The sequence below is a fragment of the Streptomyces huasconensis genome (genome assembly GCF_021028635.1).
GTDB classification, from domain to species: Bacteria; Actinomycetota; Actinomycetes; order Streptomycetales; family Streptomycetaceae; genus Streptomyces; species Streptomyces huasconensis.
Genome location: NZ_CP086119.1, coordinates 3687971 through 3710300, shown reverse-complemented (window position 1 = coordinate 3710300; position 22330 = coordinate 3687971). Strand labels below are relative to the sequence as shown.

Here is a 22330-nt window from a genome sequence, read left to right as displayed (position 1 = left end):
GCTTCGAGGGCAAGGAATGTGCTGGTGCCCGCGGAATTGATCACCGGGTTGCCTTGATCAATTCCGGAATCGCCCCGGACGGCGTACCGGACGCCTCTCCGCCCACCGAACGGCGTAGCGAAAGTTCACCGCTTGGAACCGCGCAAACCGGGACGTTCGGCCGCTCCGGGCCCTCCTGAGGGGTGCGTATCGCCCACGTTTCTCCCTCCCCGAAGAGCCGCTCCGACCTGCGAATACCCCGTTCCGGAGACCCTCCGCAGCACGTTCCTGTCGCTGTTGTCAAGCCCCGAGATATGCCCTGACCTGCGAAAACGCCATTCAGAAGAGGCGATTCTCGTGTTAGGATGGATAGCCACGGAAGGGGTACCTGTCACATGACGTTCAAGGTTGGCGACACCGTGGTCTATCCCCATCACGGGGCCGCGCTGATCGAGGCCATCGAAACTCGCCAGATCAAAGGCGTGGACAAGACCTACTTGGTGCTGAAGGTCGCCCAGGGCGACCTGACGGTGCGTGTGCCAGCGGACAATGCGGAGTTCGTCGGCGTGCGTGATGTGGTCGGTCAGGACGGGCTGGACCGGGTCTTCGAGGTGCTGCGCGCGCCGTACGCCGAAGAGCCCACGAACTGGTCGCGTCGTTACAAGGCAAATCTCGAGAAGCTCGCCTCGGGCGATGTCATCAAGGTCGCGGAAGTCGTGCGTGACCTGTGGCGTCGGGAGCGCGAGCGGGGACTGTCCGCCGGTGAGAAGCGCATGCTCGCCAAGGCTCGGCAGATCCTGGTGAGCGAGCTCGCCCTCGCGGAGAACACGAACGAGGACAAGGCCGAGGCCCTGCTGGACGAGGTCCTCGCGTCCTGATGCCGGTGGCCTGAGGCGCATGCCACGGCCGCCCATGGCGCAATGATGCCGCGGTGCCCGCTGACCCTTAACCGGAGTCGCCGGGCGCTGCGGCATATTCGTACCCGAAATGCGAACCCGAACGTCGCCGGACGTGGTGGCGGCCCCCCAGAGACCGTGTTGGCGTGCCGGGCCCGGGCAGCTGGCTCGACCAGATGTCACGGAAGGGTCCGGTCGAGACGTCGCGCCCGGCACGGTGTGGCCATACCCACGTCGGCCGAGCACACAAACCTGAACGGAACCGATGTCTAGCGAATCCCGTACCGCGGTGGTCATCCCCGCGGCAGGACGGGGCGTGCGCCTCGGCCCTGGCGCCCCCAAAGCGCTCCGCGCGCTGAACGGCACCCCGATGCTCATCCACGCCGTCCGCGCCATGGCGGCCTCCCGCGCCGTCTCCCTGGTGGTCGTCGTGGCCCCGCCGGAGGGCGCCACCGAGGTCAAGACGCTCCTCGACGACCACGCGCTGCCCGAGCGCACCGACTTCCTCGTCGTGCCCGGCGGCGAGAGCCGCCAGGAGTCCGTGCGGGCCGGCCTGGACGCGCTGCCGCCCGGCATCGACATCGTGCTCGTGCACGACGCGGCCCGCCCGCTCGTGCCCGTCGACACCGTCGACGGCGTCATCGAGGCCGTGCGCGACGGGGCGCCCGCCGTGGTGCCCGCGCTGCCGCTCGCCGACACCGTCAAGCAGGTGGAGCCCGCGGCGGCCCCCGGCGAGGCCGAAGCCGTCGTCGCCACCCCCGAGCGGGCCCGGCTGCGCGCCGTGCAGACCCCGCAGGGCTTCGACCGCGCCACGCTGGTCCGCGCCCACGAGAGCGTCACCGACAACGTCACCGACGACGCGAGCATGGTCGAGCAGCTGGGCCTGCCCGTCGTCGTCGTGCCCGGCCACGAGGAGGCCTTCAAGGTCACGCGGCCCCTCGACCTCCTCCTCGCCGAGGCCGTGCTCGCCCGCCGGAGGGCCAACGATGGCTTCTGAGACGCCCGCCCCGGCCCCCGTCCTGCCCCTCGTCGGCATCGGCACCGACATCCACGCCTTCGAAGAGGGCCGCGAGCTGTGGTGCGCCGGCCTGAAGTGGGAGGACGAGGGCCCGGGGCTCGCCGGACACTCCGACGCCGACGTCGTCGCGCACGCCGCGTGCAACGCGCTGTTCTCGGCGGCCGGACTCGGCGACCTCGGCGCGCACTTCGGCACCGGCCGCCCCGAGTGGTCCGGCGCCCCCGGCCTGACCCTGCTCGCCGAGGCCGCCCGCATCGTGCGCGACGCCGGGTTCACCATCGGCAACGTGGCGGTGCAGGTCATCGGCCCCCGCCCGAAGATCGGCAAGCGCCGCGACGAGGCCCAGAAGGTGCTCTCCGAGGCGGCGGGCGCGCCGGTCTCGGTCTCCGGGGCCACCACCGACGGCCTGGGCTTCCCCGGCCGCGGGGACGGACTCGCCGCGATCGCCACCGCGCTGGTCGTCCGCGCCGCGCCCTGAGGCGGACGCCGGGCGGGCACCGGGGATATCGGGTAGGTGTATGGCTCGTACCGGCGAGGCTCTCGCAGCCAGCTGTCCACGAAGGAGTGAAGCCATGTCCGCCGCACTGTCCGACCAGCTCAAAGCCCTGCTCGACGCCCCGTCCTTCATCATCGTCGCCACCATCCAGCCCGACGGCAGCCCGCAGCTGTCGCCGGTCTGGGTGAAGCGGGACGGCGACGACGTGCTGTTCTCCACGACGACCGGCCGCCGCAAGGAGAAGAACCTCCGCCGCGACCCGCGCGTGACGGTGCTGCTCCAGCCCTTCGACGCCCCGTACACGTACGCGGAGATCCGCGGCACGGCGGAGATGACGACGGAAGGCGGTCAGGAGCTGATCGACGAGCTGTCGCTGAAGTACACCGGCAAGAAGTACGCGGAGTTCAACCCGGACTCGGTGAACGACTCCCCGCGGGTCGTGGTGCGGGTGACGCCGCGCAAGGTCGTCGGGCGCGTCTGAGGGCGGCCGGACGTCACAGTTGCGTCGCCCTGTGGGCGGAGGGGCGTGGGGCACTGTCCCGCGCCCACTACCCTGGAGTGGTGACGATTCGCCTGTACGACACCAGCGCCCGGCAGATCCGTGACTTCAGCCCCCTCACCGACGGCTGCGTCTCGATCTACCTGTGTGGTGCCACCGTGCAGGCGGCCCCGCACATCGGGCACATCAGGTCCGGCCTGAACTTCGACATCATGCGCCGCTGGTTCGCCTACCGCGGCTACGACGTCACGTTCGTGCGCAACGTGACCGACATCGACGACAAGATCATCAAGAAGTCGGCCGAGCAGGGCCGCCCCTGGTGGTCGATCGGGTACGAGAACGAGCGCGCGTTCAACAGCGGTTACGACGTGCTCGGCTGCCTGCCGCCCACCTACGAACCGCGCGCCACCGGCCACATCACCGAGATGGTCGAGATGATGCGCGGCCTCATCGAGCGCGGCCACGCCTACGAGGCCGACGGCAACGTCTACTTCGACGTGCGGTCCTTCCCCGGCTACCTGGAGCTGTCCAACCAGGACCTCGACGACCTGCGTCAGCCGTCCGGCGAGGGCGAGACCGGCAAGCGCGACCCGCGTGACTTCGCCATGTGGAAGGCGGCCAAGGAGGGCGAGCCCAGCTGGGAGACCCCGTGGGGCCGCGGCCGTCCCGGCTGGCACCTGGAGTGCTCGGCGATGGCCCACAAGTACCTGGGCCGCGAGTTCGACATCCACGGCGGCGGGATCGACCTGATCTTCCCGCACCACGAGAACGAGATCGCCCAGGCCAAGGCCTTCGGCGACGCGTTCGCGCGGTACTGGGTGCACAACGGCTGGGTCACCATGAGCGGCGAGAAGATGTCGAAGTCGCTCGGCAACTCGGTGCTCGTCTCCGAGATGGTCAAGGAGTGGCGGCCCATCGTGCTCCGCTACTACCTCGGCACCCCGCACTACCGCTCGATGATCGAGTACAGCCCGGAGGCGCTCGGCGAGGCCGAGGCCGCCTTCTCCCGCATCGAGGGCTTCGTGCAGCGCGTGGTGGAGATGGCGGGCGGGACCGTCGAGCCCGCCGCCCAGGTGCCGCCCGCGTTCGCCGACGCCATGGACGACGACATGGGCGTCCCGCAGGCGCTCGCCATCGTGCACACCACGGTCCGGCAGGGCAACAGCGCCCTGGCCGCCGACGACAAGGAAGCCGCCGTGGCGCGCCTCGCCGAGGTGCGGGCCATGCTCGGCGTCCTCGGGCTCGACCCGCTCGACCCGCACTGGGCCGGCGGCGACAGCGACCGCGGCGAGGACCTGCACGGCGTGGTCGACGCCCTCGTGCGCATGGTCCTCGACCAGCGCGAGGCCGCCCGCGGCCGCAAGGACTGGGCCACCGCCGACGCCCTGCGCGACCAGCTCGGCCAGTCGGGACTCGTCGTCGAGGACAGCCCGAGCGGGCCCCGCTGGACGCTCGGTCCGCGCTGACCGGCACCACTGATGTGCCGCCCGGCCTCGTGGGCGGCACACTTCATAGACGTACACCCTCGCGCGTACGGACGTACGCGCACCCGCAACACGACAGACAGGTAGGTCATGGCCGCTAACAACCGCCGCATGTCCGGCAAGAAGGGCGCGCAGGTCGGCAGCGGCGGCAATCGGCGCCGCGGCCTCGAGGGCAAGGGTCCGACGCCGCCCGCCGAGGCGCGCAAGGGGCATGTGAAGAACCGCATCGCCACCGCCAAGGCCAAGAAGGCCGCGGGCCGCCGCCCCGCGCCGAAGGGACGCGGCGGCAAGTCGTCCTCCGAGATGGTCGTCGGCCGCAACCCGGTCTTCGAGGCGCTGCGCGACGGCGTGCCCGCCACCACGCTCTACGTCCAGCAGTTCATCGACAACGACGAGCGGGTCCGCGAGGCGCTCCAGCTCGCGGCCGAGCGCGGCGGCATCCACCTCATGGAGGCCCCGCGGCCCGAGCTGGACCGCATGACGAACGGCCTCAACCACCAGGGCCTCGTCCTCCAGGTCCCGCCGTACGAGTACGCCCACGCCGAGGACCTGGCCGCCGCCGCGTACGACGCCGGTGAGGACCCGCTGGTCGTCGCGCTCGACGGCGTGACGGACCCGCGCAACCTCGGCGCGATCGTCCGCTCCGTGACCGCGTTCGGCGGCCACGGCGTCCTTGTGCCCGAGCGGCGCGCCGCCGGCATGACGGCCGGCGCCTGGAAGACGTCGGCCGGCACGGCCGCGCGGACCCCGGTCGCCCGCTGCACCAACCTGACGCGCGCCCTGGAGGCGTACAAGAAGGCGGGCATCGCCGTCGTCGGCCTCGCGGCGGACGGCGAGCACGAGGTCGGCGACCTGGAGGCGCTCAGCGGCCCGGTCGTCATCGTCGTCGGCAGCGAGGGCAAGGGCCTGTCCCGCCTCGTCGGCGAGACGTGCGACTTCCGGGTGCGGATTCCGATGCCGGGCGGTGCGGAGTCGCTGAACGCGGGCGTCGCCGCCGGTGTGGTGCTCTATGAGGCGGCCCGCCGCCGCGCGTAGTCACGTATGAATGTCCGGTCCGCGGTGATCTTTTGACGCGGTCCGGACATTTCTGCGTGGTCAAGGCAGTGTCCTAACCACACGTCACTCGGTTAGATGAGTGTGGACACCAGAACACCCCGCACTCCCACGGGGGGAAGCTCGTCAGGCTTCGACGAAGCTCCCGCGCTGAGCATGGTGAAGGTGCCGAGCGACCCGGCGCAGGTCATCGTCTCGCACGCGAGCTTCCGCGTGCAGCTCCCCGCCGCTGGGCGCATCCAATCCCCGCGTATCTCACGGCATTTGGGCCTCTCCGAGGAGACGGTGCGCATCCCCGCCGTGTCGGGCGCCGCCAGGCGTCGCGCGCCCGTCGTCTGGAGCGGCAAGTCCGAGCCCGGCGACCCCGGCGCGACCGGACTGCTGCAGGCCGTGCGCGGCAGCGGCGTGCGCCGTTCGGCCGAAGAGGCAGGCCCCTACGACGACGGCGGCGCCACCCAGGTCATCCCGCGCGTCGACCTCGACGACGGCCCCGGGGCCGCCCGGGCCACCGGGACAGTCGCGACCCCCGCCGTCGGACCCGCCGCCCCCCAGACCCAGCTGCTGCCGCAGATGCGGATGCCCAGCAGCGACTACGACGAGCGGCTCGCCGAGGAGAACGCCCGGTACGGCGAGTACGCGTACGACGACGACTACGCCGACCGCCCCGGCACCGGCGGGGACGCCGACGACGAGGCCGCGACCGAGGAGCGCAGACGGCGGCAGGGCGCCGACCCCGTCCGGCACGCCTACTACCCCGGGCGCCGGATGAACCTCGGTGTCGTCCTGCTCCCGCTGCGCGTCTTCCTCGGCTTCATCTCCATCTACGCCGGCATGGGCAAGCTCTGCGACCCCGTCTACTTCGACGGCGGGCAGCGCGGCTCCATGGTCAAGTGGCTCACCTCGCTGCACCCCTGGGCGCTCGCCGAGCCGCTGCGCGACTTCGCCCTCCAGCACCCGGTGGGCGCCGGACTCAGCATCGCCTTCCTCCAGGTCGTGGTCGGCGTCCTGACGGTGCTCGGACTCTGGCAGCGGGTCGCCGCGTCGGTCGGTGTGCTGCTCTCCGCCGCGCTCATCGTCACCGTCAGCTGGAAGACCGTCCCCGCCTACGACGCGCCCGACATCATCTACCTCGCCGCCTGGTCACCGCTGATCATCGCGGGTGCCCCCGTCTACTCCGTCGACGGACGCCTCGCCGGAGAGGCCTGGCGCAGGCTCGGGCCGCGCGCCGACATCTGGGACCTGCGGCGGCGCGTGCTGCGCCGCGGCGGGCTCGTCGGGGCGGTCGTCATCGGCCTGACGCTGATCCTCGGTTCGCTCCTCGGCGGCGCCGTGCGCGACGCGGACCGGGTCACCGTGCCCGGCCCCGGCGAGCCCCCGCGGAACGTGCTGCCGGGCTCGCCGCTCCCCGAGGACCCCGCCAAGAAGCGGCGGGAGAAGCGGTCGCAGAGCCCCTCGGCCTCCGCCGGGTCCGAGTCGCCGACGCAGGGAAGCGGCTCCGCGAGCCCCTCACAGGGCGCCACGGCGCCGGGCGCGGTCCCCGAGACCGGTGCGGCCGGGGCGGGGCAGCCGAGCCAGACGCAGGGCAGCAGCACGGGCCAGGCCCCGCCGCAGCAGTCGGCGCCGCAGCGGCAACAGCAACAGCAGCAGCCACCGGCGGCCTCGACCGCGGGACCGTCGTCCAGCGGTGGTGGCACCGGGGGCGGCACGGGTGGCTCCGGCGGCTCGGGCGGCTCCGGCGGGGCCGAGGAGCCGGGCGGGCTGCTGGGCGGTGTCCTCGGCAACTGAGCCCGTGGTGGTACGTATGTCGAAGGGGCCCCGCACCATCAGGTGCGGGGCCCCTTCGACGTACTGGTGAGGGGTGGGTGGTGCCGTGCGGGCCTCAACGTGCCTGTGCGGCCAGTTCCTTGGCGGCCTCGGTGAGGTCCTTCGCGGTGTCGATCGCGCGCCAGTAGGCGCCCTGTGGCAGCGGGAAGCCGGCGAGGCGCTTCTCGCGGGCCAGGCGCGGGAAGGTGGTGCGCTCGTGGTCGCCGAGGTCCGGCAGGAGCGCGGTGAAGGACGCGGAGAAGACGTACACGCCCGCGTTGATGAGGTACGGGGACGGCGGCGCCTCGACGAAGTCCGTGATGTGGCCGAAGGTGTCCGTCTCGACGGCGCCCCACGGGATGCGGGGGCGGGCCAGCGCGAGGGTCGCGGTGGCGTCGCGCTCGGCGTGGAAGGCCGCCATGTCGCGCAGCGAGAAGCGGGTCCAGATGTCGCCGTTCGTCGCGTACCAGGGCTGGTCCGCGTGCGGGAGGTGGCGGGCGGCGTACTTGAGGCCGCCGCCGCGGCCGAGCGGTTCCTTCTCGACGACCGTGGTGACGTTCAGCGGCAGGTCGGCCGAGTCCAGCCACTTCTGGAGGACCTCGGCGAGATGGCCGCAGGAGACGACGGCGTCGGTGACGCCCTCGGCGGCCAGCCAGGCAAGCTGATGGCCGATGATCGGGGTCCCCGTGCCGGGGATCTCGACCATCGGCTTGGGCCGGTCGTCGGTGTACGGGCGGAGGCGGGAGCCCTGGCCTCCGGCCAGGACTACGGCCTGCGTGGGCTTCAGCGTGGTCATGCCGGAAACCCTACGCGGCGGTAGCCGCCGCCCCGCTCAGCCGTTCTGATGGGCGGCGGCCACGCCCGAGGCGAAGGACGTGTCGCAGACGGGCCTGGCGTAGGACTGGGCGCGGGTCGGCCCGTACTTCTGCACGGCGGCGCGGCCGAGGGCCTTGGCGAGCGCGACGCAGTGGCGGGCGAGCGACGGGTGGCGGTCCACCTCGCGCTGGAGGTGGGTGAGCGCGACGCCGGGGTCCTTCTCCTGGAGTTCCAGGAGGAGCCGGTCGCGCAGGATGTCCTGCGGGGCGCGGGACTTGGCCGGTACGGAGAGGTCGTCGGCGGATGCGGTGAGCATCGAGTCCGAGGAGTTCCCCGACCAGTTGACGCTGGTGACCGCGAGGGTCCCGGAGAGCACCAGCATCACGGGAAGGACGAGAGCGAGCGTGCGGCCGATGCGGTGGGCGGGGCCACGGTGGGCTCGGCGCGGCTTCTGGGTGTAGTTGGCGGAGTGCGTCACGCGAGGCAGCGTAGCGCTCGGTGATGATTTGGAGACATTTAGTCACCCGGTCGAGCGACACCCAAGGAGGTTTTGTTGGTGCGGTGTTGACGTGACGTGGGTGAAATGACCGGTGTGCCGGGGTATTTGTCGACAACGAGGTGTGCGATGTGAGGGCCCGGTGGACATGCCGAGGGGCCCCGCACGCCGGTGCGGGGCCCCTCGCTCGTCCGCGTTCCTCCCCGGTCAGTCGGAGAGGCGCTCGCCCGTCGACGTCGAGAAGACGTGGGTCTCGCCCGGGCGCGGTACGACGTGCAGCTGGGCGCCCTTCGCCGGGACCCGGCGGCCGTTCACGCGCACGACGAGGTCCTTGTGCTCGCCGCTGACCTCGGCGGAGCCGTAGACGTAGCCGTCGGCGCCCAGCTCCTCGACGACGTTCACGGAGACGGCGAGGCCGGCCGGGGCGTCCTGGCTCTCCTTGGAGAGGGACTTCGCGGTGGTGCCGTCCTGCTCGACGATGTCGAAGTGCTCCGGGCGCACGCCGACGGTGACCGTGCGGTCGCCGCGGTCGGCGGCGGCGCTCAGGGCCTCGCGGTTGACCGGCACGACGGAGTTGCCGAACTTCACGCCGCCGTCGGTGATCGGCACCTCGACGAGGTTCATGGCGGGGGAGCCGATGAAGCCCGCGACGAAGAGGTTGGCCGGGCGGTCGTACATGTTGCGGGGGGAGTCGACCTGCTGGAGGAGCCCGTCCTTGAGGACCGCCACCCGGTCGCCCATGGTCATGGCCTCGACCTGGTCGTGCGTGACGTACACGGTGGTGATGCCGAGGCGGCGCTGGAGCGAGGCGATCTGCGTACGCGTCGACACGCGGAGCTTGGCGTCGAGGTTGGACAGCGGCTCGTCCATGAGGAAGACCTGCGGCTCGCGCACGATGGCGCGGCCCATGGCCACGCGCTGGCGCTGACCGCCGGAGAGTGCCTTGGGCTTGCGGCCCAGGTACTCGGTGAGGTCGAGGATCTTCGCCGCGTCCTCGACCTTCTGGCGGATCTCGGCCTTGTTGACGCCGGCGATCTTGAGCGCGAAGCCCATGTTGTCGGCGACGGTCATGTGCGGGTAGAGCGCGTAGTTCTGGAACACCATGGCGATGTCCCGGTCCTTGGGCGGCAGGTGCGTGACGTCGCGCTCCCCGATGCGGATCGCGCCCTGGTTCACGTCCTCCAGGCCCGCGAGCATGCGCAGGGAGGTGGACTTGCCGCAGCCGGACGGGCCGACGAGCACGAGGAACTCGCCGTCCTCGATCTCGATGTCGAGGCCGTCGACGGCGGGCTTCTCGGAACCCGGGTAGATGCGGGTCGCCTTGTCGAACGTAACAGTGGCCATGGTGAGGGCCCCCTTCACCGGCAGGAACGTGCCGGACGATCCGAGTAGAGGGAGTGGTGTAGTCCACGTGAGTGAACTGGTCGTGACCGTACCCCGGGGGTCTGTGGTCTGTCAGTAGTCGCGGCGGGCCGATCTCGCCGGTCTTCGCGGATATTTTCGACGAGCGGGGGGACGTCGTTGGTTACACTGCACGGGCGCGGACAAGGCTGTCCCGCGCGCGCCTCCTTAGCTCAGATGGCCAGAGCAACGCACTTGTAATGCGTAGGTCGTCGGTTCGAATCCGACAGGGGGCTCAGCACAGCGAAAGGCCCAGGTCACCGGTTTGGTGGCCTGGGCCTTCGTGTGTCGCGGCGGGTGCCGGTCAGCGCGTGACGGCCTTGGAGGCCGTGCTCGTCGCCTTTCCGTCGAGGTGGCCGGTGCGGTGCGCCGTCACCTTCACCGTGATCTTCTTGCCGTGCTGGGCGGACTTCAGGACCAGCGAGGACGTGGTCGCGCCGGTGATCTTCGTGGTGCCCGCGTACCACTGGTAGGAGTACGTGCCGGGGGCGGGCGACCAGGTGCCCTTCGTGGCCTTGAGGGTCTTGCCGACCTTGGCGGTGCCGGTGATCGACGGCTTCTCCGTCGCCTTGGGTGCTACCCCCTTGGTGATCGTCACCGGTGCGGAAGCGGCGCTCGCGTCCCGCGCGCCCGCCTTGTGGGCGGTGACGGTGACGGTCAGCTTCTTGTTCAGGTGCGCCGCCGGGACCTTGTACGTCGCGGCCGTGGCGCCCGCGATCGGCTCACCGTCGGCCTTCCACTGGTAGGTGAACGAGGAGGGCGTGGTCGTCCACGTGCCGGGGGACGCGGTGAGCTTGGACCCGACGGCGGGCGTCCCGGTCACCTTGGGGGCGGTGGTGTTGCTCAGCTCCGGCTCGGTCACAGTGAAGGTGCCGCGCCGGTACTCCCCGCCCGCCATGACGCTGACGTACCAGTCGCCGGCGGGAGTCCCCGTCAGGTCGAGGGCCGCCTTCAGTGTGCGGTGGTCGGCCGACACCGACGTGGTCCTCGCCGTGAGGGTCTTGCCCGCCTGCGTGAGCCGGACCGTGAAGTCGGGGTGGAGGGCGGTGCCCGTCACCGTGAGCGTCGGTTTGGTGCCGCTGGGCGCCGTGGTGGGCGTCAGGCCGGTGACGGTGACCTTCTCGCCGCCGCAGCGGGCGAACGAGCACGAGAGCGTGGCGCGGTAGGACGTGGTGCCGGCCTTCTCCGGGAGGCCGAGGACCAGGAGGGAGGGCCGGGTCGGAGCCGACGCCGACTCGTGCACGCCGCACACGTAACCGTCCGGGATGGTCAGGGCGCAGCCGTTGGTCCACTTGTTGTCGTAGAGCGCGGGGACGGCCGTGTCCTTCGCCCCGGTGGTGTCGGTGATCTCGGCGTCGAACTGGTCGCCGTCGACGGTGGGCAGGACCGCGCACACCGCCGTACGGGACTCGTCGAGGGTGCCGGTGACCGGGCCGTACCCGTACGCGACCGAGGGGACCTTGGCGCACTCCGGCGCCGGGCCTTCGGCCGTGGCGACGCGCAGGGCGTCGAGGCGGTATTCGGGCGCCGCCTTGAGGTGGGCCGGTACCTGGACCAGGACCTGGTGGGTGGTGCTCCCGGTGGCCGCGCAGGAGCGGTTGCGCGAGGAGCACTCGCTCTTGCCGTCACCGTCGAGGACGGTGATGTTGGCGGTGCCCAGGGCGTCGCGTACGTCGACGTGCACCACGTCCGCCGCGGCCTCGGTGGTGACCTGGTGGCAGCGCAGGGAGCCCGGCGCGCCGTACGTGCCCTGCACGGAGGGCCCGCCGACCTTGGCGGCCGCGGTCTTCGCGCAACCCGCGCGTGACGCCGACGACGTCACGTCACGCCGCGTCAGGGTGTACTCGGCGGCTTTGTCGCTGCCGGTGACCAGGACGGTGTGGGCCTTGCCGGGGGTCAGGGGGCAGAGCGTCCAGCCGTTGGTGGTGGCGTGGCGGTCGCAGACACGCTTGCCGGCCGTGTCGAGCACGGAGAACTTGGCCGGGATGTCACCTGCGGTGGCGGTGAGTTGCAGCACTTCCGCCGCCGAGTGGTCGCCCGCCGGGATGGACAGGCAGTGGGCGAAGACACCGGACCCGGTGGAGAGCGAGGCCTTGGCGCCGTCGGCGGCGAAGGTGCCGGCGGGCAGGACGCGGCAGTCGTTCCCCGCGTCGGTGCGGTGGACGGCGACCGTGTACGGGCCGGTCCGGGGGGTGCCGTCGGCGTGGACGAGCGCGCGGTAGGGCGCGGTGCCGGTGAGCGCGCAGTCGCCAGCGGCCAGCTCCTGCCCGGAGCACTGGACGGTCCCGTCGCCGTCGAGGACCTCCACCTCCGCGTCGACCCCCGGGGCGTCGAGGGCGGTGAGCGCGGCGATCCGGGCGTCCTTGGGAGCGGCCAGCTCCAGGCAGTCGTACTGCCCGGCGGTGCTCAACTCGCCCTTGTGGGCACCTGTTTCCGTCTTCACGCAGCCGCTTTTGGAGGCCCGGTCGAGGACGATCAGGCCGCGCGGGGTGTCGTGGAAGGGGGAATCGCCGTCGAGGGTGACGGTGTAGGTACCCGCGGCGGGCAGCCGGCAGGGTTGCCCGGTGGCGCGGCAGACGGTCTTGCCCGCCCGGTCGTGGACACGGCTCGGCCCGGTGGCGCCCTCCTGGTCGAGGGAGTCGAACCGGTAGGTTCCCGCCTTCTCCGCGGTGACCGTGAAGCAGGGCGTCTTGGTGAGGTCCTGCGCGGTGAGCGGGCCGTAGGGGCGGACCGGGGCGGACGGGCATCCGCGGGGGTCGTTCAGGCGGCGTGCCGTGACGGCGTACCCGGCGGGGAAGCCCTTCTCGGCGTACGACACACGGGAGAGGGCGCGGTAGGGGCCCTTGCCCGGCAGGACGCAGTTGTCCTCGCCGTCCTCGGGGAAACGGGGGCAGATCCGGGCGCCGGTGGTGTCGGTGATCCAGGCCGTGGTCTCGCCGTGGGCCGCGGTGCCGCGGGTGAGCCGGATGCGGTCCCCGGGTTCGGCGTCGAAGGGCTGGCAGTCGACCTCGACGGGACTGACGGACGTACGCGTCGGCGTCGGCTGGTCCCAGTCGGTGCCGGTCTTCGGTGCGCAGCCGCGGTCGCTCCCGAGCGGGACGACGGTGACCGCGACGTCGGCGTCCTGCCAGCCGTCGTTGACGACCTTCAGTGTGTAGGCCCCGGCCTCGGAGAGGTCGCACCAGCCCTGTACCGCGTACTCCCGCTCGTAGCAGTCGAGTCGGGTGTCACCGCTGTAGACCTCGGTGTGCGCCTCATCGCCGCTGTCGTCGAGCGACACCAGGTGGATGCCGGGTTCCGTGGCGGAGAAGGTGTAACAGGTGGTCGCGTCGGGGGCGACCGTCGCCTTGCCGACCGCCGTACCCGGGTCGCCGAAGGGGGCGAGCGCGAGCGGCGCGCACTCCGGTCCGGCGGCGTGGGCGGCCGTCGTCGGCAGCGCGGCCGGCACCAACAAGGCCAGGAGCACGGTCAGGGCGAGGAACACCGCGGTGGACACCACGGATCTCTCGGATCTCGGACAGGGACGTGGTGCAGGCATGGAGCCCCCCCAGGCTGAACGAATGGTCGGGTGATCGTGGCACAGGGGTCCGACAACAGCACTGGAGGGGCGGCTGATTCCGGCAACTCAGTGGCGGCCCGCGACCTTGTCCGCCCACCTGGCCAGGCGGGAGGAGGTCGTGGTGTGGTTGATCCGTTCGCGGTGGTCGGCCGCGTGGTATGTGGCGTACATGCCGTGGACGCCCAGCCAGCGGAACGGTTCCGGTTCCCACTTGCGGACCTTGTGGTTGGCCCAGGGGAGGGTCGTGAGGTCCGTGGGGCCCGCCTGGCCCGAGTCCTGTTGGACCAGGTCGCGCAGGGTGCGGGCGGCGAGGTTGGCCGTGGCGACGCCCGAGCCGACGTAACCGCCCGCCCAGCCGAGGCCCGTCGCGCGGTCCAGGGTGACCGTGGCGCACCAGTCGCGGGGGACGCCGAGGACACCGGACCAGGCGTGGGTGACACGGACCCCGGTGAGCTGGGGGAAGAAGCGGGTGAGGACGGTGTGGAGCGCCTCGATCGTGGCGGGCTGGGTGCGGCCGTCGTTGTCCGTCTTTGATCCGTAGCGGTACGGGACGCCGCGGCCGCCGAGTGCGATGCGGTCGTCGGCGGTGCGCTGGGCGTACATGTACGCGTGGGCCATGTCGCCGAGGGTCTCGCGGCCCTCCCAGCCGATCGACTCCCACTGGGCGGGCGTCAGCGGCTCGGTCGCGATCATCGAGGAGTTCATGGGGAGCCAGGTGCGGCGCTGGCCCTTGAGGGAGGCGGTGAAGCCCTCCGTGCAGCGCAGTACGTAGGGGGCGCGGACGGTGCCGTAGGGGGTGACCGCGTGCTTCGGTTTTATCTCCGTGACCGGCGTCGACTCGTGGATGGTCACGCCGAGCGCCTCCACGGTCCGTGCCAGGCCCTTGACCAGCTTCACCGGGTGCAGGCGGGCGCCGTGCGGGGTCCAGGTGGAGCCGACGGCGCCCGCGACGCGGACGCGTTCGGCGGTCTCGCGGGCGCCGTGCAGGGTGCGGTCCTTCTCGCCGTAGGAGAGTTCCGTCTCGTGGAAGGCCTTCAGGCGGGCCAACTGGGCAGGGGTGTACGCCACTTCGAGGACGCCGCCCTGGTGGATGTCCGCCTCGATCGACTCGGCGGCCGCGGTGCGGACCACCTCGTCGACCGTGTCGTTCATGGCCTGCTGGAGGCGGACCGCGGCTTCGTGGCCGTGCAGCTTGGCGTAGCGGTCGCGGCCCGCGACGCCGTTGTAGAGCCAGCCGCCGTTCCGGCCGGAGGCGCCGTAGCCGCAGAACTTCTGCTCCAGGACGGTGATGCGGAGGAAGGGGGCGGCCTTCTTCAGGTAGTACGCCGTCCACAGGCCGGTGTAACCGCCGCCGACGATGCAGACGTCCGCCGTGGCGTCGGAGGTCAGGGGTTCGCGGGCGGCGGGCAGGCCGTCGTCGGCGTACCAGAACGATATGCCGCCGTTGACCGGGCCGTTCGCGTTGTCCGTGTGGGTCGTGCTGCTGCTCATGGGCGGACGGTACTGCGCAGGTGGGGGCGGTGGGCAGGGGGTGGCCGGGGTCCGGGAGGGGTCCGGGCGGGATTCCGATACTTTGAGCGGGACCTGTCGGATCGAACTGATCGAACTGATCGAACACCTGGAAGGCTCACCTCATGGCCGTACACAAGGCCGGGCGCAAGGCCGGGCGCGTCGTCACCGCGGTGGCGGCCGCGGCACTGATCGGGGCGGCCGCGGCCGCCTGCGGTCCCGACGGCGGCGACGGCGACGGTGACAACGGCCGTGTCGACAAGGCCGGGAAGTCCTCGTCCGCCGCCCCGGAGTCCAAGGCGCCGAAGTCCAAGGCGCCCGAGTCCGAAGTGCCCGGGGCCGGTGGCTCCGACGCTCCGGAGGCGAAGGCTCCGCCGGCGGCCGCCGGGCGGCTCGCCCAGGTGCCCGCCTCGGTGAAGGGCGGCGTGATCACCGTCGGCGACCCGAAGGCCGCGCACACGGTCAAGGTGTACGAGGACTCGCGCTGCCCGTTCTGCAAGAAGTTCGAGGAGGGTGGGGCGCGGGCGCTGGTGGGGCCGGTGGCCGACGGCGAGGTCAGGATCGAATACACGATCGCGTCGTTCCTCGACAACAACCTCGGCGGCAGCGGCTCCGTGAACGCGGCGAACGCGCTGCGCGCCTCGGTCGAGGCGGGCAGGTTCCCGCAGTTCCACGCCGCGGTCTTCGCCAACCAGCCCGAGGAGGAGTCGGACGACGCCTACACCCCGGCCTTCCTGCTGAAGATCGCCGACAAGGTGGACGGGCTGCGGGGCGCGGCCTTCGACAAGGCGGTGACCAACGGGACGTACAAGAAGTGGGTCGGCGAGGCGATGAAGGCCTTCACCGATGACGGGATCCAGGGCACGCCCACCGTCTTCATCGACGGGAAGAAGGCGGCGGGCAACTCGCTCTACGAGCAGGGGGCGTTCGCCAAGGAGCTGAAGGCGGCCGGAATTTCCTGACGCCGTCGGGCACGTCTTCGGTAGCGTGACGGGCGTGATCGACATTCGTGTTCCGGACGAACTGGTCGCCGCGCAGCACATGTACGCCGGTGCTGCCGGGCGCGCCTTCATCGACGTACTGCCCGCGCGCGTACGGGAGTTCGTCGAGCGGTGGGAGCTGACGCCGGACGGGGAGCCGATGCACGGCCAGGCCGCGCTCGTGCTGCCCGTGGTGCGCGCCGACGGGACGCCCGCCGTGGTCAAGTTCCAGGTGCTGGACGAGGAGACCGAGGGGGAGCCGGTCGCGCTGCGGGTGTGGGGCGGGGACGGGGCCGTACGGCTCCTGGACCACGACCCCGCGACCGGCACCATGCTGCTCGAACGGCTCGACGAGGGGCGGATGCTGTCGACGATGGCCGACACCCGTGAGGCCGTCCTCGTCATCGCCGGACTCCTCGCCCGGCTCACCGCGGGGCCCGCGCCGGAGGGCATGCGGCGGCTCGGCGACATCGCGGCCCAGATGGTCGAGGACCTGCCCGCCGCGCTGAGGGCGATCCCCGACCCGGCCGAGCGCGCGATCGTCGAGCGGTGCGGGGGCGCGGTGCGCGAGGTCATGGGGGAGCCGGGCGACCGGATGCTCCACTGGGACCTGCACTTCGAGAACGTCCTGGCCGCCGAGCGTGAGCCGTGGCTCGCCATCGACCCCAAGCCGCTCGCCGGGGACCCCGGGTTCGACCTGTGGCCCGTCCTCGACAACCGCTTCGAGCCCGATGAGGTGCTGTGGCGGTTCGACGCGCTGACCGAGGTCATGGGGCTCGACCGGGAGCGGGCGCGCGCCTGGACGCTGGGGCGGGTGCTGCAGAACGCGCTGTGGGAGACCGAGGACGGGCGGCCGCTGCCGCCGGACGACATGGAGATCGCGCGGCGGCTGCTGGCGTCGGGGCGGTGAGGTCGGGCCGCGTGATCGCGCCCGCGGGGCCACGGGGTGAGTGCCGTGGGGTCGCCCGTGAGGTCACCGGGTGAGTGCCGTGGGGTCGCCCGTGTGGTGAGACGGTGTTGACCCCGGCGTGCCGCCGCTGGCTAGCCTGCCCGCATGATTCGTGCCGCCACACCCGCCGACATCCCCGTCATCCACGCCTTGATCCGCGACCTCGCCTCGTACGAGAAGGCGTCCGACGAGGCCCGGGCCACCGAGGAGCAGTTGCGCGAGGCGCTGTTCGGCGAGCGGCCCGCCGCGTTCGCGCACATCGCGCAGGACGACGCGACCGGCGAGGTGGCGGGCTTCTCCCTGTGGTTCCTCAACTTCTCCACGTGGCGTGGCGTCCACGGGATCTACCTGGAGGACCTCTACGTACGACCCGAGGCGCGCGGCGGCGGGTACGGCAAGGCGCTGCTCACCGAACTCGCCCGCATCTGCGTCGAGCGCGGCTACGAACGGCTGGAGTGGTCCGTCCTCGACTGGAACGAACCCTCCATCCGGTTCTACGAGTCGCTCGGCGCGCGGCCCCAGGACGAGTGGACCGTGTACCGCCTGACCGACGACGCGCTCACCGCCCTCGGGTCGAAGGCCTGACCCCGGGCTAGAACTCGTCCACCGTATGCGGCAGCAGGGCGGTGCGCAGCGCCGCGTCCAGGGCCGTCGCCGTGCCCGGCGTGTGCTCCTGGGCCAGGCCCGCGCGGACCAGGGCGGTGATCTCCGTCCCGCCCAGATAGGCGGCCGCCAGGTCGCGTACGTCGAGGGTGAGGTCCGCCGGGTCGTCCGTCCGCTCGTACGCGCAGCCGTCGGGGGAGGCCGTCAGGCGGTGCCGGCCCGCGTTGGCGGGGAGCCGGTCGTCGCGCACGTCGAGGACCGCGTCCACCGGGGCCGCCCAGGAGCGGGCGGTCAGCGCGGCGCGTACGTCGATGAGGCGAATCCACAGCGCGGGGAAGTCGCTCGTGACGCGCACCTGGTCCCGGTCGGCGGCGAAGAGCAGCAGCGGGTCGTCCTGGGGGCGACCCCAGGCGCGGACCGTGCCCGTCAGGTCGATGGCGGCGAGATAGCGCCACAGGGCGGCGGCGACGGCCGGGGTGTCCGCCTCCAGGTCGTCCAGGCGGACGAGGCCGGGGGCGTCTTCGCGGGTCTTGGTGCGGTAGATCGCGTACCCGGCGATGGGGGACGGGCCTGCCGGGTTCACGACGGTGACGACGCGGGGCGGGGACAGCTCGTCGTCGTCCTCGTCCTTCTCCGCCATCCACTCCTCGCGCCACCATGCCTCCGTGCGGGCGAGGCGGCCGGCGCGGCCGGTGTGACCAGTGTGGCCGGTACGGGTGCGGTCGTAGTACGGGCCGAGCACGTCCGGCACGTCGGAGGGGTCGAGCAGGCGGAGCGGGCGGTCGTCGGGGGTGATGCGCAGGGCCAGGGGGCGGCGGGAGTCGATCTCCACCGTGCTTCCGTGGGTGCCCGGGCCGAAGCCGAACCTGCCGTAGATCGCGTCCTCCGACGCCCAGAGGGAGGCGATCGGGGCGCCGTCCGCCGAGGCCCTCGCGAACATCTCGGCGATCATCCCGGAGAGCACGCCCCGCCGCCGGTGCGTCGGCGCCACGGAGACGAACGTCAGGCCGGGGCAGGGCAGTTCGCCGCCGGGGACGGAGACGGTGAAGGGGAACGCCGCGAGGAAGCCGACGAGTTCCTCGCCGTCGTACGCCCCGATGCGGACGCAGTCGAGCAGCAGGTCGCGGTGGTGCTTGCGCTTCTCGTCCTCCGGGCTCTCGTGGAAGACGAGGTACGCGAGGGACAGGGCGCGGTCGATGCCGGCCTCGGGGATGTCGCGGAACTGGATGGAGGGCGTAACGGGGGGTGTGGCCGGGGGCGTGACAGGGGGGTGGACTTGTTCCATATCCATTTAACGGACGGTAGTTCCCGGATGCCGTGCGGACGAGTGGATTTCGGCCGTGCTGGGGGAGGGTGGGGGCGGCGGGGACCGTGGGGGCTAGGGGATCAGGACCACCTTGCCCATCGTGGCGCGGGTCTCCAGCGCTCGGTGCGCCGCTGCCGCCTCCGCCAGTGGGAAGCGCTGGACGGCCGGGGTGAAATGGCCGGTCGCCGCCTCGGTGAGCGCGGCCAGCTCCAGGGTGCGTACGGGGTTGTCGCCGCCCGCCTTCCGCATCATCGCCGGGCCGAGCACGTGGAGCTGCGTGATCCCGCGGGCGGCCAGCTCCGCCTCGTCGAACGTCAGCGGCTCGCCGTCGTGCAGGCCCTTGCCCGACCAGCCGAAGACGACGTGGCGGCCGCCGGGCCCGAGGAGGCCGACCGCGGCCAGGCCCGCCTCGCCGCCCACGCCGTCGAACACGATCGTCGCGGGGCGGCCGTCGAGGCTCTCCTTGAGGTACGCGCGGACCTTGTCGGGCCACGCCGGGTTCGTGTAGTCCACGGCGAGGTCGGCGCCGTTCGCCCGGACGCGGGCCGTCTTCCGCGGGCCGCCGGCGAGACCGATGACCGTGGCACCCCGGTGCTTGGCGTACTGGGTCAGGAGCGTGCCGATGCCGCCCGCCGCGGCGGGGATGATCACCACCGAATCGGGGTCCGGCTCGGCGAACCGGAGGATGCCCATCGTCGTGCGGCCGGTGCCGATCAGCGCGACCGCCTGGGGGAAGTCCAGTTCTGCGGGGAGTTCGTGCAGGCGGGACGCCTCCGTGACGGTCTGCTCGGCATAGCCCCCGGGGGCGAAGCCGATGTGGGCGACGACGCGCTTGCCGAGCCAGGCCGGGTCGACGCCCTCGCCCAGCCCGTCGACCGTGCCGGCCACCTCGCGGCCGGGGATCGTGGGCAGGGGCGGGAGTTGGGGCAGCGGGCCCTGGATGCCTTCGCGTATCGCGGTGTCCAGGAGGTGGACGCCGGCGGCGGCGACCTTGATGCGGACCTGGCCGGGGGTTGGGTCGGGGGTGGGTGTCTCCTCGTAGACGAGGTTCTCGGCGGGGCCGAAGGTGTGGAGGCGGATGGCGTGCATGGTGGGCTGGGTGTGCGGGGTGGGTTGGGTGTGCGGGGTGGGTTGGGCGTGCGTGGTGGGTTCGGCGTGCATGGTGGGCTCCTTGGGTGTGCGGTGCTGCTTTTGCTCTGGAGCCCTTACTGTTCAACCTCAAGCGGACTTGAGGTCAAGCCTCGACCTGGTCAGCGCGAGTGTCACCGCCTCCACTGCGCTGTTGAACGACACCTCGGACAGTAGGCCCGGCGCCGCGACCTGGTCGCCCGCCAGGTACACGCCGTGGCCACGGTCGATCTTCGGGCGGTCGCGCCACGTCGTGCCGGGGCGGTCCAACGCGCCCGTACGGCCGTTCGCCACCGAGGCGCGGCGCCACGTCAGGCGGTCGCGCCAGCCGTCGAAGCCGAGGTCGAGCAGGTGCTCGGCGCGGGCCACGCCCGCCTGCTTCGTCTCGTCCGGGGCGAGGGGGATCTGGGCCTGGACGAGCTGTTCGCCCTCGGGGGCCAGCGTGCGGTCCTGGGCGGTGAAACGCTCGACCCAGCCCGGCCGGTCCAGGTCCGAGACCGCGAACGCGTCTCCCCTGCGGGTGCGGAACGCCACGTCGACCAGCGTGGTGCGGCCGCTCTCCCAGCGCAGGGAGTCGTCGCCGCAGAGGCGGCGGGCCGCGTCGAGGGACGTCGCGACGACGACCGGGCCGTTGCGGGGGACGTCGGCGAGGCTGTCGACGCGGGCCAGCGTCTCCACCTGTACGCCCAGCTTCCAGGCCAGCGCCGCCATGCGGTCGATGACCGAGGCCCAGCCGCCCCGCGGGTAGTGGGCCTCGGGAGGCAGTTTCGTCGCGCGGCGCAGGCGTTCCTGCACGAAGCGGGCCGAGAGGGAACCCGGGTCGTGGTGGAACGTCGCCACGCCCACGTAGTGCGCGGCGGCCCGCGCGCCCTCCTCGCCGACCTGGGCCGTCGCCCACGTGGTGAAGTCCTCGTCGACGGGCGCCTGTTCGGCCTTGCGGCGCAGCAGCTTGAGCATCGCGAGCGGCGGTACGCGGTGCAGCGTGCCGTGGTGGTGCAGGCGCAGCCGGGTGCCTTCGAGGGGCGGCAGCGGGGCCAGCGGGCCGATGAGGTCGCGTTGCTTGAGCCAGGTCCAGTGGGGGCCGCCGTTGTAGAGGGCGTGCGGGCCCTCGTTCGTGCGGTACGGGGCCTTGGCGGTGCGGGCGCGGCCGCCGAGGGTGTGGTGCGCCTCGTGCAGGGTCACGCGGGCGCCGGCCTCGGCGGCGGTGATGGCCGCGGTGAGGCCGGCGAAGCCGCCGCCGATGATGGTCAGGTGGGTGGCTGGGGGCATTGGGGGCTCCCTCGGGGTGGCGTGGGGTGGGGTGTGGGTGTTGGTCCTGTGGTGTTGTTCTTGTCGGCCTTCATGGGGTGGACGGGTGGCGGGTGGGGGGATGTGACATCTCGGTGGTGTGCCCGGGGCGTTGTCAGTGGTGGCGGGCACGATGGGGGCATGGCTCAGAAGGCTCAGAAGGTTCAGAAGGCGAAGGCTGTGCGGGGTACGAAGGCCGTGGGCGTCGTGAAGCAGGCGCGGCGGGCCGAGGTGCGGTTGCCGCCGCTGCGGCCCTTCGAGGGTGGGGAGCTGGAGCCCGACGGGGATTACGACGGGGTCGAGTTCCGCGGGCTCGACCTCGGGGGGCAGGACGCGGGCGGGGCGCTCTTCATGGACTGCGCGGTGTCCGGGTGCGGGGTGGGTGGGACCCGGCTGGCGCGGGCGCGGTTCGTCGACTCCGTGCTGACCGGGGTGTCGGGTGTGGGGACCGATCTCGCGGAGGCGTCGCTGAGGGATGTGGAGGTGGTCGACGCGCGGCTCGGCGGTGTGCAGTTGCACGGGGGTGTGCTGGAGCGGGTCGTGGTGCGGGGCGGGAAGATCGACTACCTGAATCTGCGGAAGGCGCGGTTGCGGGATGTGATCTTCGAGGGGTGCGTGCTGGTGGAGCCGGACTTCGGGCTCGCGTCCTTGGAGCGGGTGGAGTTCCGGGACTGTGTGCTGCGGGGGGTGGACTTCAGCGGGGTCCGGATGAAGGACGTGGATCTGCGGGCCGCCGGGGAGTTGGAGGTCGCGCGGGGGTTGGGGGCGTTGGCCGGGGCGGTGATCAGTCCTGCGCAGTTGATCGAGTTGGCGGCGGGGTTTGCGGCGGAGGTGGGGGTGCGGGTGGCTGGGCCGGGGGATTAGGCGGGGTGGCAGCCTGGGGTGCCTGGGGTTCGCGTGTGGGGCGGGGGTGGCTGCGGCTGGTGGGCGCCTTGGGTTCGTCTGTGGGGCGGGGCCGCGGGGGTATGTCCGTGCTCGCCATCTTGGCGCGGGCCTGCGGTTGCTCATCGCCTCGGCCTGACCACCACTGTGCTCCGCGCGCACATACCCCCACGTCCCCTCCGGTGC

General features: G+C 72.1%; 19 protein-coding genes and 1 tRNA gene. 12 read left to right on the top strand and 8 right to left on the bottom strand.

Translation table 11 applies throughout. The features are described 5' to 3' along the window. Nucleotides 1–374: 374 nt before the first annotated feature. The 7 genes from J2N69_RS16830 to J2N69_RS16800 all read left to right on the top strand — a co-directional run bounded on the left by J2N69_RS16830 (nt 375) and on the right by J2N69_RS16800 (nt 7210). Nucleotides 375–857, top strand: a complete 483-nt coding sequence (locus J2N69_RS16830) for a CarD family transcriptional regulator (protein WP_003953493.1) — start codon at nt 375–377, stop codon at nt 855–857. A 283-nt stretch (nt 858–1140) separates the two neighbouring features. Beyond that, nucleotides 1141–1872: a 2-C-methyl-D-erythritol 4-phosphate cytidylyltransferase gene (ispD, locus tag J2N69_RS16825; RefSeq protein ID WP_230901520.1), complete on the top strand. Its 732-nt coding sequence runs from the start codon at nt 1141–1143 to the stop codon at nt 1870–1872. Next, the gene (gene ispF / locus J2N69_RS16820) at nt 1862–2371 is read left to right on the top strand and encodes a 2-C-methyl-D-erythritol 2,4-cyclodiphosphate synthase (RefSeq protein ID WP_127911782.1); all 510 of its coding nucleotides are present in this window, start codon (nt 1862–1864) and stop codon (nt 2369–2371) included. Before ispD ends, ispF begins: the two co-directional genes overlap by 11 nt. 94 nt (nt 2372–2465) lie before the next feature. Continuing rightward, a complete protein-coding gene (locus J2N69_RS16815) occupies nt 2466–2870 on the top strand; it encodes a PPOX class F420-dependent oxidoreductase (RefSeq protein WP_127911783.1) in 405 nt (134 codons plus the stop codon). Nucleotides 2871–2950: 80 nt separating this feature from the next. Beyond that, entirely contained in the window at nt 2951–4354 is a 1404-nt protein-coding gene (gene cysS, locus J2N69_RS16810; RefSeq protein ID WP_230901519.1) for a cysteine--tRNA ligase, read from the top strand. 108 nt (nt 4355–4462) lie between these two features. Beyond that, the gene (rlmB, locus tag J2N69_RS16805; protein ID WP_127911785.1) at nt 4463–5407 is read left to right on the top strand and encodes a 23S rRNA (guanosine(2251)-2'-O)-methyltransferase RlmB; all 945 of its coding nucleotides are present in this window, start codon (nt 4463–4465) and stop codon (nt 5405–5407) included. 102 nt (nt 5408–5509) lie between these two features. Next, complete coding sequence (locus J2N69_RS16800; RefSeq protein ID WP_230904754.1) at nt 5510–7210, top strand: DoxX family membrane protein; 1701 nt, start codon at nt 5510–5512, stop codon at nt 7208–7210. Nucleotides 7211–7304: 94 nt separating this feature from the next. On the opposite strand, the gene J2N69_RS16795 is transcribed toward J2N69_RS16800, so the two are convergent. The 3 genes from J2N69_RS16795 to J2N69_RS16785 all read right to left on the bottom strand — a co-directional run bounded on the left by J2N69_RS16795 (nt 7305) and on the right by J2N69_RS16785 (nt 9884). Then, nucleotides 7305–8024, bottom strand: coding sequence for a nucleotidyltransferase family protein (locus tag J2N69_RS16795; protein WP_127912729.1), 720 nt, complete (start codon nt 8022–8024; stop codon nt 7305–7307). Nucleotides 8025–8060: 36 nt separating this feature from the next. Next, nucleotides 8061–8522: a hypothetical protein gene (locus J2N69_RS16790; RefSeq protein WP_230901518.1), complete on the bottom strand. Its 462-nt coding sequence runs from the start codon at nt 8520–8522 to the stop codon at nt 8061–8063. A gap of 225 nt (nt 8523–8747) precedes the next feature. Continuing rightward, nucleotides 8748–9884, bottom strand: coding sequence for an ABC transporter ATP-binding protein (locus J2N69_RS16785; protein WP_230901517.1), 1137 nt, complete (start codon nt 9882–9884; stop codon nt 8748–8750). Between the two features lie 219 nt (nt 9885–10103). Between J2N69_RS16785 and J2N69_RS16780 the strand changes: the two genes are divergently transcribed. Then, nucleotides 10104–10177, top strand: a tRNA-Thr gene (locus J2N69_RS16780). A 68-nt stretch (nt 10178–10245) separates the two neighbouring features. Here the strand turns inward: J2N69_RS16780 and J2N69_RS16775 are convergent. Further along, on the bottom strand, nt 10246–13437 hold the full coding sequence (locus J2N69_RS16775) for a Tat pathway signal protein (RefSeq protein WP_230901516.1): 3192 nt from the start codon (nt 13435–13437) through the stop codon (nt 10246–10248). A 129-nt stretch (nt 13438–13566) separates the two neighbouring features. Continuing rightward, nucleotides 13567–14991 carry an NAD(P)/FAD-dependent oxidoreductase gene (locus tag J2N69_RS16770; RefSeq protein ID WP_230901515.1) on the bottom strand — a complete coding sequence of 475 codons (1425 nt, stop codon included), beginning with the start codon at nt 14989–14991 and terminating at the stop codon, nt 13567–13569. 143 nt (nt 14992–15134) lie between these two features. Here J2N69_RS16770 and J2N69_RS16765 point away from each other — a divergent pair, with 143 nt between their 5' ends. The 3 genes from J2N69_RS16765 (at nt 15135) to J2N69_RS16755 (ending at nt 17523) form a co-directional block, all read left to right on the top strand. Then, nucleotides 15135–15971 (top strand): DsbA family protein, encoded by an 837-nt coding sequence (locus J2N69_RS16765; RefSeq protein WP_230901514.1) that lies wholly within the window; start codon nt 15135–15137, stop codon nt 15969–15971. Between the two features lie 25 nt (nt 15972–15996). Next, a complete protein-coding gene (locus tag J2N69_RS16760; RefSeq protein ID WP_408056742.1) occupies nt 15997–16899 on the top strand; it encodes an aminoglycoside phosphotransferase family protein in 903 nt (300 codons plus the stop codon). Between the two features lie 144 nt (nt 16900–17043). Then, on the top strand, nt 17044–17523 hold the full coding sequence (locus J2N69_RS16755; protein WP_230901512.1) for a GNAT family N-acetyltransferase: 480 nt from the start codon (nt 17044–17046) through the stop codon (nt 17521–17523). Nucleotides 17524–17530: 7 nt separating this feature from the next. On the opposite strand, the gene J2N69_RS16750 is transcribed toward J2N69_RS16755, so the two are convergent. The 3 genes from J2N69_RS16750 to J2N69_RS16740 form a co-directional block, all read right to left on the bottom strand. Beyond that, nucleotides 17531–18826, bottom strand: a complete 1296-nt coding sequence (locus J2N69_RS16750) for a GNAT family N-acetyltransferase (protein WP_230904753.1) — start codon at nt 18824–18826, stop codon at nt 17531–17533. A 93-nt stretch (nt 18827–18919) separates the two neighbouring features. After that, nucleotides 18920–19936 (bottom strand): zinc-binding dehydrogenase, encoded by a 1017-nt coding sequence (locus J2N69_RS16745; protein ID WP_230904752.1) that lies wholly within the window; start codon nt 19934–19936, stop codon nt 18920–18922. 129 nt (nt 19937–20065) lie between these two features. Beyond that, nucleotides 20066–21244, bottom strand: coding sequence for an NAD(P)-binding protein (locus J2N69_RS16740; protein WP_230901511.1), 1179 nt, complete (start codon nt 21242–21244; stop codon nt 20066–20068). A gap of 159 nt (nt 21245–21403) precedes the next feature. On the opposite strand from J2N69_RS16740, the gene J2N69_RS16735 reads away from it, so the two are divergent. Beyond that, the gene (locus J2N69_RS16735; RefSeq protein WP_408056741.1) at nt 21404–22126 is read left to right on the top strand and encodes a pentapeptide repeat-containing protein; all 723 of its coding nucleotides are present in this window, start codon (nt 21404–21406) and stop codon (nt 22124–22126) included. Nucleotides 22127–22330: the final 204 nt, after the last annotated feature.